This window comes from Rhodococcus sp. P1Y (assembly GCF_003641205.1).
Taxonomy (GTDB): domain Bacteria; phylum Actinomycetota; class Actinomycetes; order Mycobacteriales; family Mycobacteriaceae; genus Rhodococcoides.
The window spans coordinates 2,109,504-2,122,109 of sequence record NZ_CP032762.1; the positions used below are offsets into that span (position 1 = coordinate 2,109,504).

Annotated in this window: 15 protein-coding genes; 6 read left to right on the forward strand and 9 right to left on the reverse strand. The window is 64.6% G+C overall.

Features of this window, described 5'->3' with window-relative positions:
- Nucleotides 1-25: 25 nt before the first annotated feature.
- Nucleotides 26-832 (reverse strand): glutaminyl-peptide cyclotransferase, encoded by an 807-nt coding sequence (locus D8W71_RS09855; RefSeq protein WP_121113069.1) that lies wholly within the window; start codon nucleotides 830-832, stop codon nucleotides 26-28.
- Between the two features lie 37 nt (nucleotides 833-869).
- Between D8W71_RS09855 and D8W71_RS09860 the strand changes: the two genes are divergently transcribed.
- From D8W71_RS09860 to D8W71_RS09870, 3 genes are read left to right on the forward strand one after another with little or no spacing between them, the layout of a single operon-like run.
- Complete coding sequence (locus D8W71_RS09860) at nucleotides 870-1,811, forward strand: DUF3027 domain-containing protein (RefSeq protein ID WP_121113071.1); 942 nt, start codon at nucleotides 870-872, stop codon at nucleotides 1,809-1,811.
- Entirely contained in the window at nucleotides 1,808-4,516 is a 2,709-nt protein-coding gene (locus D8W71_RS09865) for a sacsin N-terminal ATP-binding-like domain-containing protein (protein WP_121113073.1), read from the forward strand. The genes D8W71_RS09860 and D8W71_RS09865 overlap by 4 nt, the downstream gene beginning before the upstream one ends.
- A 1-nt stretch (nucleotide 4,517) precedes the next feature.
- A complete protein-coding gene (locus D8W71_RS09870) occupies nucleotides 4,518-5,063 on the forward strand; it encodes a phosphatase PAP2 family protein (protein WP_121113075.1) in 546 nt (181 codons plus the stop codon).
- Here the strand turns inward: D8W71_RS09870 and D8W71_RS27330 are convergent.
- Both D8W71_RS27330 and D8W71_RS09875 read right to left on the reverse strand, forming a co-directional pair.
- On the reverse strand, nucleotides 5,032-5,175 hold the full coding sequence (locus tag D8W71_RS27330; RefSeq protein WP_153275357.1) for a hypothetical protein: 144 nt from the start codon (nucleotides 5,173-5,175) through the stop codon (nucleotides 5,032-5,034). The two genes, D8W71_RS09870 and D8W71_RS27330, sit on opposite strands and share 32 nt — an antisense overlap.
- Nucleotides 5,176-5,401: 226 nt before the next feature.
- Nucleotides 5,402-5,650, reverse strand: coding sequence for a DUF2530 domain-containing protein (locus D8W71_RS09875; protein WP_121113077.1), 249 nt, complete (start codon nucleotides 5,648-5,650; stop codon nucleotides 5,402-5,404).
- Nucleotides 5,651-5,667: 17 nt separating this feature from the next.
- Here D8W71_RS09875 and D8W71_RS09880 point away from each other — a divergent pair, with 17 nt between their 5' ends.
- The 3 genes from D8W71_RS09880 to D8W71_RS09890 are packed head-to-tail and all read left to right on the forward strand — an operon-like array spanning nucleotide 5,668 to nucleotide 8,927.
- Nucleotides 5,668-7,122: an NCS2 family permease gene (locus tag D8W71_RS09880; protein ID WP_121113079.1), complete on the forward strand. Its 1,455-nt coding sequence runs from the start codon at nucleotides 5,668-5,670 to the stop codon at nucleotides 7,120-7,122.
- Nucleotides 7,123-7,156: 34 nt separating this feature from the next.
- A complete protein-coding gene (locus D8W71_RS09885; RefSeq protein WP_121113081.1) occupies nucleotides 7,157-7,603 on the forward strand; it encodes a MarR family winged helix-turn-helix transcriptional regulator in 447 nt (148 codons plus the stop codon).
- Between the two features lie 58 nt (nucleotides 7,604-7,661).
- The gene (locus D8W71_RS09890) at nucleotides 7,662-8,927 is read left to right on the forward strand and encodes an MFS transporter (RefSeq protein WP_201265376.1); all 1,266 of its coding nucleotides are present in this window, start codon (nucleotides 7,662-7,664) and stop codon (nucleotides 8,925-8,927) included.
- Nucleotides 8,928-8,932: 5 nt separating this feature from the next.
- Here the strand turns inward: D8W71_RS09890 and D8W71_RS09895 are convergent, their stop codons facing one another.
- From D8W71_RS09895 to D8W71_RS09915, 6 genes are read right to left on the reverse strand one after another with little or no spacing between them, the layout of a single operon-like run.
- Nucleotides 8,933-9,538, reverse strand: coding sequence for a response regulator transcription factor (locus D8W71_RS09895; RefSeq protein WP_121113085.1), 606 nt, complete (start codon nucleotides 9,536-9,538; stop codon nucleotides 8,933-8,935).
- Nucleotides 9,535-10,461: a sensor histidine kinase gene (locus D8W71_RS09900; RefSeq protein ID WP_236077821.1), complete on the reverse strand. Its 927-nt coding sequence runs from the start codon at nucleotides 10,459-10,461 to the stop codon at nucleotides 9,535-9,537. The genes D8W71_RS09895 and D8W71_RS09900 overlap by 4 nt, the downstream gene beginning before the upstream one ends.
- Complete coding sequence (locus D8W71_RS27945; protein ID WP_236077822.1) at nucleotides 10,389-10,652, reverse strand: hypothetical protein; 264 nt, start codon at nucleotides 10,650-10,652, stop codon at nucleotides 10,389-10,391. Before D8W71_RS27945 ends, D8W71_RS09900 begins: the two co-directional genes overlap by 73 nt.
- Nucleotides 10,653-10,688: 36 nt before the next feature.
- Nucleotides 10,689-11,462 (reverse strand): ABC transporter permease, encoded by a 774-nt coding sequence (locus D8W71_RS09905; RefSeq protein ID WP_121113087.1) that lies wholly within the window; start codon nucleotides 11,460-11,462, stop codon nucleotides 10,689-10,691.
- Nucleotides 11,459-12,379: an ABC transporter ATP-binding protein gene (locus tag D8W71_RS09910; RefSeq protein WP_121113089.1), complete on the reverse strand. Its 921-nt coding sequence runs from the start codon at nucleotides 12,377-12,379 to the stop codon at nucleotides 11,459-11,461. The genes D8W71_RS09905 and D8W71_RS09910 overlap by 4 nt, the downstream gene beginning before the upstream one ends.
- Complete coding sequence (locus D8W71_RS09915; RefSeq protein ID WP_121113091.1) at nucleotides 12,376-12,600, reverse strand: hypothetical protein; 225 nt, start codon at nucleotides 12,598-12,600, stop codon at nucleotides 12,376-12,378. Before D8W71_RS09915 ends, D8W71_RS09910 begins: the two co-directional genes overlap by 4 nt.
- Nucleotides 12,601-12,606: the final 6 nt, after the last annotated feature.

Genomic DNA, 12,606 nt, shown 5'->3' on the forward strand with positions numbered 1-12,606 from the left:
ATCGGCGGCGGGGGAGAACACCGACTCACTTCGACTGTGTGAACTCCACCTCGTACATCGTCGGCCACAGCTTGCCGGTCACCAGAAACCGGTCGCTGCCAGGGATCGACGCGATGCCGTTGAGTACGTCGGCACCTGCCCTCTCGTCAGCTGTCATCGCGTCCCACAACGGCCTGGCGTCGATCATCGCGGTCACGGCGCCGGTGTCCGGGTCGATACGGGCGATGTCGAAGGTCTGCCAGATGTTCGCGTAGACCGAGCCGTCCTCCGCGCATTCGAGCTCGTTGAGGTTCGATACGGGCTTGCCGTCGACGGTCACCTCCGTGCTGGACGTCTCCTCGAACGTCGCCGGGTCGCGAAAGGTGAGTGTCGAGGACCCGTCGCTCATGACGAGGCCGTGCTCGGGCGACTCGCACAGGCCCCAACCTTCACCGTCGTACCGAACGCGGCGCACTTCCTGAAGGGTCTGCGGGTCACGGGCGAATGCGACGCCGTCGCGCCAGGTGATTTGCCACGCAGTGTCGCCGGCGACGGTGAACCCTTCCCCGAAGTATTCGGCCGACAGATCCACCCGGCGAAGCTCGGCACCGGACTCGAGATCGGACACGGTGACGAAGGATGAACCATTGCGGCCGGTGCTCTCGTACAGCTTCCCGTCGTATATCTCCAGACCCTGGGTGAACGCCTCGCGGTCGTGGGGAAGTGTCCGAACCACATTCGCGGTGAGAGTCTCCGCAGGAGAGTTCGACGTGGCCGGAGCTGGGGAGGAACACGCTGTAAGCAGTGCAGCCGACGCGAGGAGGCCGGTAAGGATTCGAAACGAGGCCGACATCCGCCCATCATGGCAGCCCGAACTGGGCGCTTTCGAAGTGATACGGCAAAATGGCAGTGTGAGTTTCACATCTTCTCCAGAGCTCGACCAGATTCGACCTGTCCTAGCCGATGCCAAGGAGTTGGCCCGTGCGGCGCTGATCGATTCGGCTGAGGGCGGTGTCGGTGACTACCTCGGCGTCTCGGCGGAAGATCACACTGCCGCCACTCATCGTTTCCTCGCCGAGCTGCCGGGCTACCGCGGTTGGCAGTGGGCAGTGGTCGTCGCTGCCCCAGAGGGTGCGGATGTCGCGACCATCAGCGAAATCGTCCTGCTGCCGGGCCCCGACGCGCTCGTCGCACCCGGTTGGTTGCCGTGGGACGAACGCATTCGGTCCGGTGACCTGGGCCCGGGAGACCTACTTCCGCCGCGTCACCAGGACCCGCGCCTCGTACCCGGCTATGTCGCCACCGGCGACCCCGAGGTCGACGACGTCGCCTACGAACTCGGTCTCGGGCGCACCCAGGTGCCCAGCCGAGAGGGTCGTCTCGACGCGGCCGAACGCTGGCACGACGGCGACTTCGGCCCGGACAGCGAGATGGCCAAGGCTGCGCCGTCGACCTGTGGGCTGTGTGGCTTCTTCCTGCCCATCGCCGGATCGTTGAAAGCGGCGTTCGGAGTGTGCGGAAACGAGTACGCGGCCGACGGACGCGTCGTTCACGTCGAATACGGCTGCGGCGCTCACTCGGACACAGAGTTGCCGACGGGTGCAGGGTCACCGCAGTTCGAGCCCTACGACGACGCTGTTCTCGAGGTGACGGTGCAGGCCCCAGAGCCGGTCCCCGCACCCGAAGCAGCGACGGTGGACCAGGAAGCGACGGTGGACCAGGAAGCGGCGGTGGACCAGGAAGCGACGGTGGCCGAGTCCGAGGCCGAGGCGCACGTGGTGACCGAGACGCAAGGCGACGCGGCGCTGCAGGACGCACAATCGACGACTTGAGCGATCCGTTCGATACGTCCTCGCTCAGAGCCTCCACGCTCTCGGCGTGGGCATCGTCGCCTACCAGGCTGCGGGAAGACGCAGCGACCGAGGACGACCTCGTCCGAGGCGGATACCGCGATCGTCTGCTGACCGAGCTCGCGCAGAATGCCGCCGATGCGGCCTCCCGCGCGGGGATTACCGGTTCGTTGCGAGTGTGGCTGTCCGGCAACGATCTTCACATCGCGAACACCGGCGCTCCGTTGGATATCGGCGGTGTCCACGCGCTGACGGCACTGCGGGTGTCGGAGAAGACCGGCGGCGTCGGGCGGTTCGGTGTCGGCTTCACCGCCGTGCGTGCTGTCAGCGAGGAGATCGAATTCCGTTCCAGTGCAGGCGGAGTCGAATTCAGCGGCGAGGCGACTCGTGAGGCCATGAAGTCCGCGGGCCTGACGGTTCCGCCGGTGGGAGTCCCGGTTCTCCGTCTCGTATGGCCGTCGGCGCACCTGCCCGCCGCCGGATTCGCCTCGGAGATCGTCCTTCGCCTGCGAGAGGACGACGGCGAAGCGTTGTTGCAGGCTTTCCGCGCCGAGGCGGTCGACCTGTTGCTCGAACTGAGTGCACTCGGCTCCATAGAGATCGCGGGCAAGCGCCTGGAACGGATCGAGCGCAGCCTCGGCGGTGGGGTCGAGGAGGTAGCCGTCGGTGAACACCGGTGGTGGCAGTACCGCACCGACTACGCTCGCTGGCTGATTCCGCTCGTCGACGGGACACCTCGCCCCGTGACCTCCGATGTTCTTCGTGCGCCGACTCGATCGGACGAGGAACTGTCGTTGCCTGCACTTCTCGTCGCCGAGATCGCGATGGCGCCCGACCGTCGACGGATCCTTCCGGGAGCAGACATCGAGCGCCTCGCCGACGGTTACGGCGCGTTCCTCGCAGCACTTCCGGCTCGGGTTCGTCCGTCTTTCGTACCCGTCCCTGGGTTCGCGCGCAGCGCGGTCGACGGTGTGCTTCGCGATCGAATTCTCGCTGAATCATCGAGCACTGCATGGCTTCTCGGGTGCTCGGGGAAGGATCTGGTTCCGACTCGGGCAAGTGTACTCACAGGATTGACCGACGATCTCGCTCAGGTGCTCGGCGAGGTCTTCCCCGACCTCGTTGCTCCGTCCCTATCCGGTCCGCGCCATGCGGCCGCGCTCGCAGCGGTCGGCGTCCACCGCCTCGGCCTCGCCAGGATCGCCGAGATGCTCACCGGCGTCGACCGCGAGCCGGGCTGGTGGGGATCGCTCTACGATGCGTTGTCTCCACTGGTCGTCGATGGTGTGACCGCGGAAGAGCTTGCCGCGCTTCCAGTTCCCCTCGCCGACGGCCGAACCGTCACGGGCCCGCGCACCGTGGTTCTCGGTCAACAGGTCGGAACCGAAGGGAAAGTGCAGTGGGCCAGGCTCGTTCACGGCGACGCCGCGCGCCCTTTGCTGACGAGGCTGGGCGCTGCAGAAGCGAGTCGTGAGGATCTGCTGGCTGATCCGGCGCTGGAGGCGTTGCTCGACGATCTCGACTGGGACGATGAGGAATCGGTCGAGGAACTGACGGAATCCGTTCTTCGTCTCGCCGCGGGTGCGCGGGAGGTGCCGTCCTGGATCGGGTCGCTACCGCTCGTCGATTCCGAGGGCCAGTTGCGTGCTGCGGACGAATTGCTGATGCCCGACGCGCCGCTTGCGGCACTGTTGACGGACGATTCGCCGTTCGGCATCGTGGCGGCGGAGACCGTGTCCGAATTCGGCGCCGACTCGCTCCGCGCGGTCGGCGTGGGGTGGGGATTCGGCATCGTCAGCGACGACCTGCCCACCGGTCCCGACCACGACCTCGACGACGAGGAATCGTGGTGGGACGCCGCCGAAGAGGATCCCGAGACGATCGTTGCTGTCCGTGACCTCGACCTGGTGGACGACAGCAAATGGTCCGAAGCCCTCACAACCCTTGCCACGGACCCGAAGACACATGCGGCACTGCAGGATCGACGGGGTTATACGGCGTGGTGGCTGCGCACGCACGCACAGGTCGACGGGGACCGTCTGGGGAGCTTCCGCGCGCCGTCCGATCGCACCTTCGAGGGTCTGCTCGATGTCCTCGACCACCCGTACGCGGACGATCTCGCGGCGGCGCTCGCGCCCGGCCGCCTCGAGAACGCGTGGTTCACGTCCTTGATCCTGGATCGTCTGGCCGACCCGCAGTACTCGCCCACGCCTGCGGTGATAGCGCGGGCTCACAGCCTCGTTGCCGACGCCGTTGCGTCGCGTCGTGTCGCGCTCGACGATCTCGATCTGCCGCCGAAGGTCCGGGCCATCTCCGGAGTGCTCGTCGACCCGGCCGACGCGGTGGTGATCGATCGCCCATGGTTCGCGAGTGTGGTCCCGACCGATCTCGCCGTGCTGTCTTCCATGGCAAGCGCAGCGACGCTCGCATCGGTTCTCGACGTCCGAACTGCCTCGGAATCGATCGACGCCGACGTGGTGGGTGTGGGGAGGGTGAGTTCGTGGGACCGAGAGCCGGGTGCAGTACTCGGCTGTGCGGCGCTGGGACTGGATTTGCCTGTAGGGCAGGTGATCGTGCATCGCGAGCTCGTCGTACGGCTCGCAGGGGCGGTCACAGGCGAGCACAACGTCCGGTGGTGGGTCACTGCGGACGGGAACACTCACGTCGGCGACCGAGGAGAACACTGACGTGGATCACGACGTGATGCAGTGGATGGTTGCGCATCGAGTCCAGTGGGTGACCTCGATGTTCTGGGTGATCACGACGCTCGGAAACACGGTGTCGATGTTCATCTGGTCCATCGCAGGCTGCGTTTCCTTGGTGCGGTCGGGACGTCGAGCAGACGCGATCATGGTCGGGGGCGCGATGTTGACGGGTTGGGGCGCCATGAGCCTCGCGAAGTTGATCTTCGGTAGGGATCGACCGCCGTTACCCGACAGACTCGTCGAGATCTCGTCGCACTCGTTTCCATCGGGCCACGCGATGATGTCGGCCCTGCTCGCCACGGTGGCGATCGCAGTCATGCTGCGCTCGACCACTCCGTGGCTGCATCGCCCTGCCGTGCTGGCCGTACCTGGAGTGCTGAGCCTGGTGATCGGATTCTCACGGATCTACCTGGGCGCGCACTGGGTGACGGACGTGCTGGCGGGCTGGGTGTTCGGTGCCCTGTGGGGGCTGTTGTGGATCTACGCGTCGAGAAAGATCAGCGCACGAAGTCGGAGCGCTGCGCAATGACGAGAAGCTCGTCGCGCATCGACGGGCTGCTGACTGCATGTGCGCGGGCGTAGAGGGCGCGGAGTGAACGTGCGTGGTTGCGACGGGTACGGATCTGCTGAACGAGCTTCATGGCCTTGCTTTCGTATATTCAAAGGTTTCGTGTAACTGACATAACCCATGGTCCACGTTAAATCTGTGTAACTCAACCGATCCAGAGGTGAGTTGTCGCACGTCAGCGGGGTTTTCGTCGTGACGACGGTTACTACACGCGGCCAGGGTGATCGCCGTTACCGCCAGTGGTGCGGTTAAGTGCCCTCCAGGGCACTTACGTGTGCCACTAAGGCAGAGGCGTCAGCTCAGTTGAGTCCGCGCTGCGCAGTCTTGCTGCCGCGCCTGGCGGCGGCCCGTTGCACGAGAAACAGCACGAAACCGAGGGTTCCGAGGCCGATGCCCGCGATGCAGACCGGTAGCGCCGCACTCCATCGATCGCCGACGATCAGTACCACCACGGTCGCAAGAACCCACGCAGCGATGCCGAGGGCGAGGGCGGGCGCCGGGTCGGTCAGCCTCGGGCTGAGCTCGCTGGCTTCCTGACCGCGCTCCACGAATGTAGGTTACCCCCATGGCTTTCCAGTCCCGGCTCCTGGACAACTATTTCAAGATCACCGAACGAGGATCCACAGTTGGATCCGAAGTGCGCGGCGGCGTCGTCACGTTCGTCGCGATGGCCTACATCGTCGTCCTCAATCCGCTCATCCTCGGAAGCTTCTCGGCATCCGATGCCGCAGCGAAGACCGACGTGCTCGGCAACATCCTTCCCGTGTCCCAGGTCGCGGCGGTCACTGCGTTGGTCGCCGGTTTCATGAGCATCCTGTTCGGCATCGTGGCCAACTACCCGTTCGGAATCGCGGCGGGCCTCGGCATCAACACGCTGCTCGCGGTAACCATCGCGCCGCAGGTGACCTGGCCCGAGGCGATGGGCCTCGTGGTCATCGACGGCATCATCATCGTGCTGCTGGCGGTGACGGGTTTCCGCACCGCGGTGTTCAACGCGATCCCTGCCGAACTCAAAGCGGCCATCGCGGCAGGAATCGGCGCGTTCATCGCGTTCATCGGCCTCGTCGATTCGGGCTTCGTTCGTCGGATTCCCGATGCTGCGGGCACGACGGTGCCGGTCGGGCTCGGTATCGACGGATCGATCGCGTCGTGGCCGACGGCGGTGTTCGTCTTCGGTCTCTTGCTGATGGGCATACTCGTGGCGCGCAAGGTCAGGGGCGGCCTACTGATCGGCATCGTGGGGACCACCGTGGTCGCGGCAATCGTCGAGGCAATCACCGACGTGGGCCCGTCGAACGGCGTGGATCCGAAGGGATGGAACCTCAGTGTCCCGATCCTGCCGGAGAAGCTCTTCCAGATCCCGGACCTGGCGCTCGTCGGTGACGTGAACCTGTTCGGTGCGTTCACGCGGATCGGTGTGCTCGCCGCGAGCCTGCTGGTGTTCACCCTCGTGCTCGCGAACTTCTTCGACGCCATGGGAACGATGACCGGCCTCGGCAAGGAAGCCGAGTTGGTGGACAAGAACGGCACGTTGCCCGGAATCGGCAAAGCACTCGTCATCGAGGGCACCGGCGCGATCGCGGGCGGCGGCGCATCGGCGTCGTCGAACACGGTGTTCGTCGAGTCGGCGTCGGGAATTGCCGAGGGCGCCCGGACCGGTCTTGCCAACGTCGTGACGGGCGTGTTGTTCCTCGCTGCGATGTTCCTGACGCCGTTGACGGCGATCGTGCCGATCGAAGCTGCGGCTCCGGCTCTGGTCGTCGTGGGTGCGCTGATGATCGGTCAGGTCCGCGACATCGACTTCACCAAGTTCGAGATCGCGCTCCCCGCATTCCTGACGATCCTCGTGATGCCGTTCACGTACTCGATCGCGAACGGTATCGGCGTAGGCTTCATCGCATGGGTCGTACTCGCAGTCGGTCGTGGTAAGGCAAAGTCGGTTCATCCCTTGCTTTGGGTTGTTGCGCTGCTATTCGTTGCTTATTTTGCCCTCGGACCGATCACCGACGCGGTTACCTGAGCTGATTGGTGTAGCTAGGCGTAGTCTCTGCGCTGTGACGTCGGGAAATAGCGTTAAGGACAACCGTGAATTGGCCAGCGACCTGTCGCTCGCCGTGGTGCGACTGACTCGGCACCTGCGAGGCCGCAGGGTCGATTCGCAAGTGTCGCTGACTCAGCTGTCGGCTTTGGCCACACTGAGCCGCGAGGGCGACATGACACCCGGGGCACTCGCTGCGCGCGAGCGGGTCCAGCCACCGTCGATGACTCGGGTCATCGCGTCGCTCGCCGAGCTCGGATTGGTCGTGCGCACCGCTCACCCCACCGACGGACGTCAGGTCATCGTGTCGTTGTCGCCCGCAGGGCAGACTCTGATCGCCGACGAGGCAAGCGCGCGTGAGGCATGGATGACCGCACAGCTCGCAGGTTTGAACGAGACCCAGCTCGCCACGTTGCGGGATGCGGTCGGCATCATCAGCGCACTGGTGAGTGACTCCGAGTAGCCACAGAACCGTGGTCGTTACCTAGGTTAATATTTGTGTCGTGCCCACTGCGTCTCCGATGTTCGCCGCGTTGCGAACGCGCAACTACCGGTTGTGGGCATCGGGACAGATCGTTTCGCTGGTGGGCACCTGGATGCAGCGCGTCGCCCAGGACTGGCTTGTCCTGACGCTGTCCGGTGGCAACGGTCTTGCCGTCGGAATCGTCATGGCCTTGCAGTTCGGGCCGACCCTGTTCCTGTCCGTGTGGGGAGGCGTGTTCGCCGACCGGTACGACAAACGCAAGCTGCTGATGATCACCCAGATATTCGCGGCAGTCTGCGGACTCGTGCTCGGTCTGCTCGACGTGGGCAACGTCGTCGAGCTCTGGCACGTCTACGTCATCGCGTTCATCCTCGGGTGCTCGTCGGCGATCGACGCGCCCGTGCGTCAGTCCTTCACCATCGAAATGGTCGGCAAGGAAGCGCTCTCGAACGCCATCGCGCTGAACTCCATGACGTTCAACCTTGCCCGCATCATCGGTCCGGCCATCTCCGGTGTGCTGATCACGCTCATCGGCACCGGTTGGGTCTTCCTCATCAACGCCGCGTCGTTCGCTGCGGTGTTCGGTGCGTTGCTCGCCATGAGGGCGAAAGATCTGTTCACGGTCGAACCGGCGCCACGAGCCAAAGGTCAGGTGCGTGCGGGCTTCGCGTACGTGTGGGGTCGGCCCGATCTTCGAGTGATGCTGGCAACGGTCTTCATGGTGTCGACGTTCGGGCTCAACTTCCCGCTCAGTCTTGCGGTGCTGGCGCGTAACACGTTCGGAAGCGGTGCCGACGCCTACGGCTTGTTGTCGACGACGCTCGCGGTCGGAACCTTGGTGGGTGCGACGCTGGCCGCTCGGCGTGTGACGACACCGAGACTGCGACTGTTCATCGGAGCCGTCATCGCGTTCGGAGTCTTCGAACTGCTCGTCGGTCTGATGCCGAGCTATCTTCTCGTTGCGCTGCTACTGATTCCGACGGGTGCTCTGAACCTCACGTTCTCGACATCGGCGATGAACATCCTCCAGATGTCGGTGCCGTCGGACATGCGAGGGCGCGTGATGGGCATCTACATGCTGTGCTTCCTCGGAGGCACACCGATCGGAAGCCCGGTGTTGGGGTGGCTCGCCGACGTGGTCGACCCACGCGCCCCATTGTTGTTCGGGGGAGTCGTATCGGTCTCGACAGGGTTGTTCGCCGGGATCTACCTGCTGCGGCACAACAATTTGCGGCTACGGCTGTCCCGGCCGAAGCCGGGGCGTCGACTCCCGGCGTTCGATGTCCTGACGCGGGCAGAATGAAGTCGTCAGATCCAACCGTGGCGTCGCGCTATCGCTGACGCCTCGTGCCGATTGGCTGCACCGAGTTTCGCGGCCGCCGAGGACAAGTAGTTCCTCGTGGTGCCCGGTGACAGGTGGGCGCGAACGGCGATCTCGGCGATGCTTGCGCCGTCCGCAGCGAATTCGAGGACATCCGATTCGCGTGGCGTGAGCGGTGAGTCGCCTGCTCCGATCGCTTCGGCTGCGAGCGTGGGATCGACGTACCGCCCTCCGCCGTGCACTGTGCGCACGACCTCGGCGAGTGTGGACGCCGACGTCGTCTTGGGCAGGAAGCCTCGAACACCAGCGGACAGCGCCTTCTTGAGATATCCCGGACGACCGTGGCTGGTGACGATAATGGCTGCACACGACGGAAGCGCTTCGCAGATCAGGCCCGCGGCCTCGATTCCGTCGACGGCGCCCATCTGCAGATCCAGAACCGCCACGTCGGGGGAGTGTTCCTTCGCTGCGGTGACTGCGGCCTCACCCGACTCGGCTTGAGCAACGATCTCGATGTCGTCCTCGAGGGAGAGCATGGTTGCGAGGGCTGTGCGAATGAGGTTTTCGTCGTCGGCGAGCAGTACGCGGATCATGACCGATCTCCAAGCTCGAACGTTGCGGTGAGGATGAATTCGCTGGTTGTGCTTGTCGATTCGAGGTGCCCGCCGACAGCGGCGAGGCGTTCGCCGAGGCCGTCGAGTCCGGTTCCGTCGGACGATCTCATCGTGTGTGGGCGGTCGTTGACGATGCGGAGCGTCTGCTCGCTGACCTCGATGCGAGAGCGGGTGGCGTCGGAGTGACGCAGGATGTTGGTGGCGCCTTCGCGCACGACCCAGGCTGCCGCTTCCGCGAACCGGGGTGCAACGGCATCGGCGTCTCCATGTATCTCGGTGTCGATGCCCGCTGCTTTCAGCAGAGACGCTGCTCCGCTGAGTTCGGCGTCCAGGTCGATCGATCGGTAGCCTCGTACCAGTTGTCGCGCCTCGGTCATCGACTGCTGAGCCAGCTCGCGGACTTCGTCCATCTGGTCGGCGGCGCGATTGTCACCTCGGCGCGAGAGTGTCGCAGCCAGTTCGCTTTTGACGGCAATGGCCGAGAGAGCGCGGCCGACGACGTCATGCAGATCACGCGAGAATCGGAGTCGCTCCTCGGCGACAGACAATTGAGCCGCGGCATGACGGGACGAATCGAGTTCGGTGACGATCCGCAGCAACCAGATCGACAACGCGGCGGTCATCGCGACGAACACCACGACAGACAACGCCGCGGCGGCTCCGAGAGCCCCGTATCGCGTCATCAGCGTCGCGGCACCGAGGACCACGGACAACACAAGTGACCAGCGAAGCGGAAGGACGACGCACACGGGAACCGAAGCGATGATGAGGGCCCAGAAGGGGATTGCATCGCCGCCGGCCAGCCCCGCCAGAATTCCCGCGCCGATCGCTACTGCAAGCGGCCACCGGATCGGGCCGTCAACAGTGCCGCCGATCCCCGGCGTGCGGAGAAGGACCAACATTCCGGCCCCGCCGAGACGATCATCGCGGGTGCCGAGATCCAGGCGTCGCGCGCGACGGCTTCGAGAAGGCCGGCGAAGCTGAACGTCACGATGATCCACAGGAACGACTGCCTGGTGTACAGCCGCACCTTGTCGACTTCGGATGTGTCCCGCCACGTGGCCCGTGGGTCGAGATAGCGCCGCAGTTCCATGTGCTCCAGCCTCCCAGACCCTTAGGTGCGGCGGGCTCAGCCCCGTGGTTCCCAGCGGAAGTGTGTCTTGGCGATGACGATGGATCCCAAGATCCATGCTGCTACGACGAGCGCCGGCTTCAGAGCGGGCGAGAACGTATCCGCGAAGGCAAGCGGGCTCGACTCCGGGTCGATCGTACCCATCCATCCGAGGTTCACCAGGTCGAGAACCGCGGCCATCGGCGTCAATTCGATGATCGAGTCGGCGGACTCCGGGACCACTCCGCGCAGGAACGAACTGCCCGCCATCGCCAGCAACATGATCGGAAGGCTCGTGATCTGTGCTGCTTCCGCGTTGCGAGTGAAGGTGGAGGTGATCAACGCGAGCGCCGCGAACATCACGGCCCCACCGAGGAGCCCGACCACAAGGAGGAGCGGGTTGACCGGAAGCCCGCCGCCGAGTGCTACAACTATTGCTCCCACCACGACGATGAGGATCGCAGTCAACACGAAGGAGGGAACCGCGGGTCCGAGAAGGATCTGATTGTCGGTTGCCTCGCCCGTTCGGAGTCGTTTGAGCACGAGCTCGTCACGTCGTGTCGTGTATGCGGACAGAAGGTTGTAATACACCAGGAATACGAGCAGGAACAGCGCGAAAATCTCCAGCGCCGAGGACACGACCACGTCCGTCAGTCCGCCCTCGCTACGCCTCCCGATGACGAGGATGACGACGGGGAAGAGCAAGGGCATGACGAGTGCGTTGACCAAAAGCACGCGGTTGCGCAGTAGAAGTGTGAACTCCGAACGGGACAGGGTGGTGAGCGTACTCATGCTGCAACCTTCTTACGGTCGTCGAATTCGTCTGCAATGGAGAGGAACACGGTCTCGAGTGAGGCCGCGCGGGCATCGAGGCCCTCGATGCGGACACCCGCGCGCTGTGCCCACACCAACAGATCGGTCAGGGTGGCCTGCAAATCGGGAGTGTCGATGAGGAGTGTGCCGTCCTCCACACCGATGCTGCACGACGGCAATTCGGGAAGGGGTGCGGTGGGCAGTTCGAGGTGAATCCTCGAGGGGTGGTCCGCCACCACTTCGGCCACCGTTCCGCTGCGCACGACGCGTCCCTTGTGCATGATTGCGAGACGATCGCAGAGCCGCTCGGCTTCGTCGAGATAGTGAGTGGTGAGCATGATCGTGACGCCTGAGTTGCGGAGCTCCTCGATCAGAACCCATGTGTTGCGGCGACTTTCGGGATCGAGACCTGTGGTGGGTTCGTCGAGGAACAGCACGCGAGGTTGGCCGATGATCGCGCATGCCAGATCCAGTCGGCGCTGCTCACCGCCGGAGAGGACCTTGACGCGTGTATCGGCGCGATCGGCAAGATCCACCCTGGCGAGAGTGTCGAGGACAGGCAACGGGTCACTGCACGTTCCGGCCCACATCTCGAGGCTTTCCCTCGCGGTCAGATCGGACGGCAAGCCGCCCTTCTGCAGCATGACCCCGAGGTTCGGTCGGACGTCTCGGCGGTCTCGGACCGGATCGAGACCCATGATCGATACTGTGCCGTCGCTCGGTCGTGAAAGGCCCTGTATCACTTCGAGAGACGACGTCTTGCCGGCACCGTTCGTGCCGAGCAGGCCGAAGAGCTCACCCTCGTCGACGCTCAGATTCAGATCGCTGACAGCTTCGAATGCCGACTTTCCGCTTCCGTATCGACGGGTCATGCCCGTCACCTCGATGATGCTCATCGCTTGTTCCACTCGCGCAGGCCGAACACGAACCGTCCAGCCATGAACACCAGGCCCACTGCAGCAACGATGATCACTGGCAGCTGCGGGCCGACGAGAGCCAGGACGACAGCGAACAACGCGACGGTGATGATCAGGACGACGATCTCACGGGCCATGGTGGGGGCAGGCCCGAGCTCCATCAGGTCGGTGAACAGGTTTCCTTCATCTGGTTGTCTCATGCCTCC

Coding starts and splice junctions, on each gene's coding strand:
- D8W71_RS09890 (WP_201265376.1), top strand. CDS start 7,662: ATGTTCGCCGCGTTGCGAACGCGCAACTACCGGTTGTGGGCATCGGGA.
- D8W71_RS09900 (WP_236077821.1), bottom strand. CDS start 10,461: ATGTTGGTCCTTCTCCGCACGCCGGGGATCGGCGGCACTGTTGACGGC.
- D8W71_RS27330 (WP_153275357.1), bottom strand. CDS start 5,175: ATGAAGCTCGTTCAGCAGATCCGTACCCGTCGCAACCACGCACGTTCA.
- D8W71_RS09855 (WP_121113069.1), bottom strand. CDS start 832: ATGTCGGCCTCGTTTCGAATCCTTACCGGCCTCCTCGCGTCGGCTGCA.
- D8W71_RS09915 (WP_121113091.1), bottom strand. CDS start 12,600: ATGAGACAACCAGATGAAGGAAACCTGTTCACCGACCTGATGGAGCTC.
- D8W71_RS09880 (WP_121113079.1), top strand. CDS start 5,668: ATGGCTTTCCAGTCCCGGCTCCTGGACAACTATTTCAAGATCACCGAA.
- D8W71_RS09910 (WP_121113089.1), bottom strand. CDS start 12,379: ATGAGCATCATCGAGGTGACGGGCATGACCCGTCGATACGGAAGCGGA.
- D8W71_RS27945 (WP_236077822.1), bottom strand. CDS start 10,652: ATGGAACTGCGGCGCTATCTCGACCCACGGGCCACGTGGCGGGACACA.
- D8W71_RS09905 (WP_121113087.1), bottom strand. CDS start 11,462: ATGAGTACGCTCACCACCCTGTCCCGTTCGGAGTTCACACTTCTACTG.
- D8W71_RS09895 (WP_121113085.1), bottom strand. CDS start 9,538: ATGATCCGCGTACTGCTCGCCGACGACGAAAACCTCATTCGCACAGCC.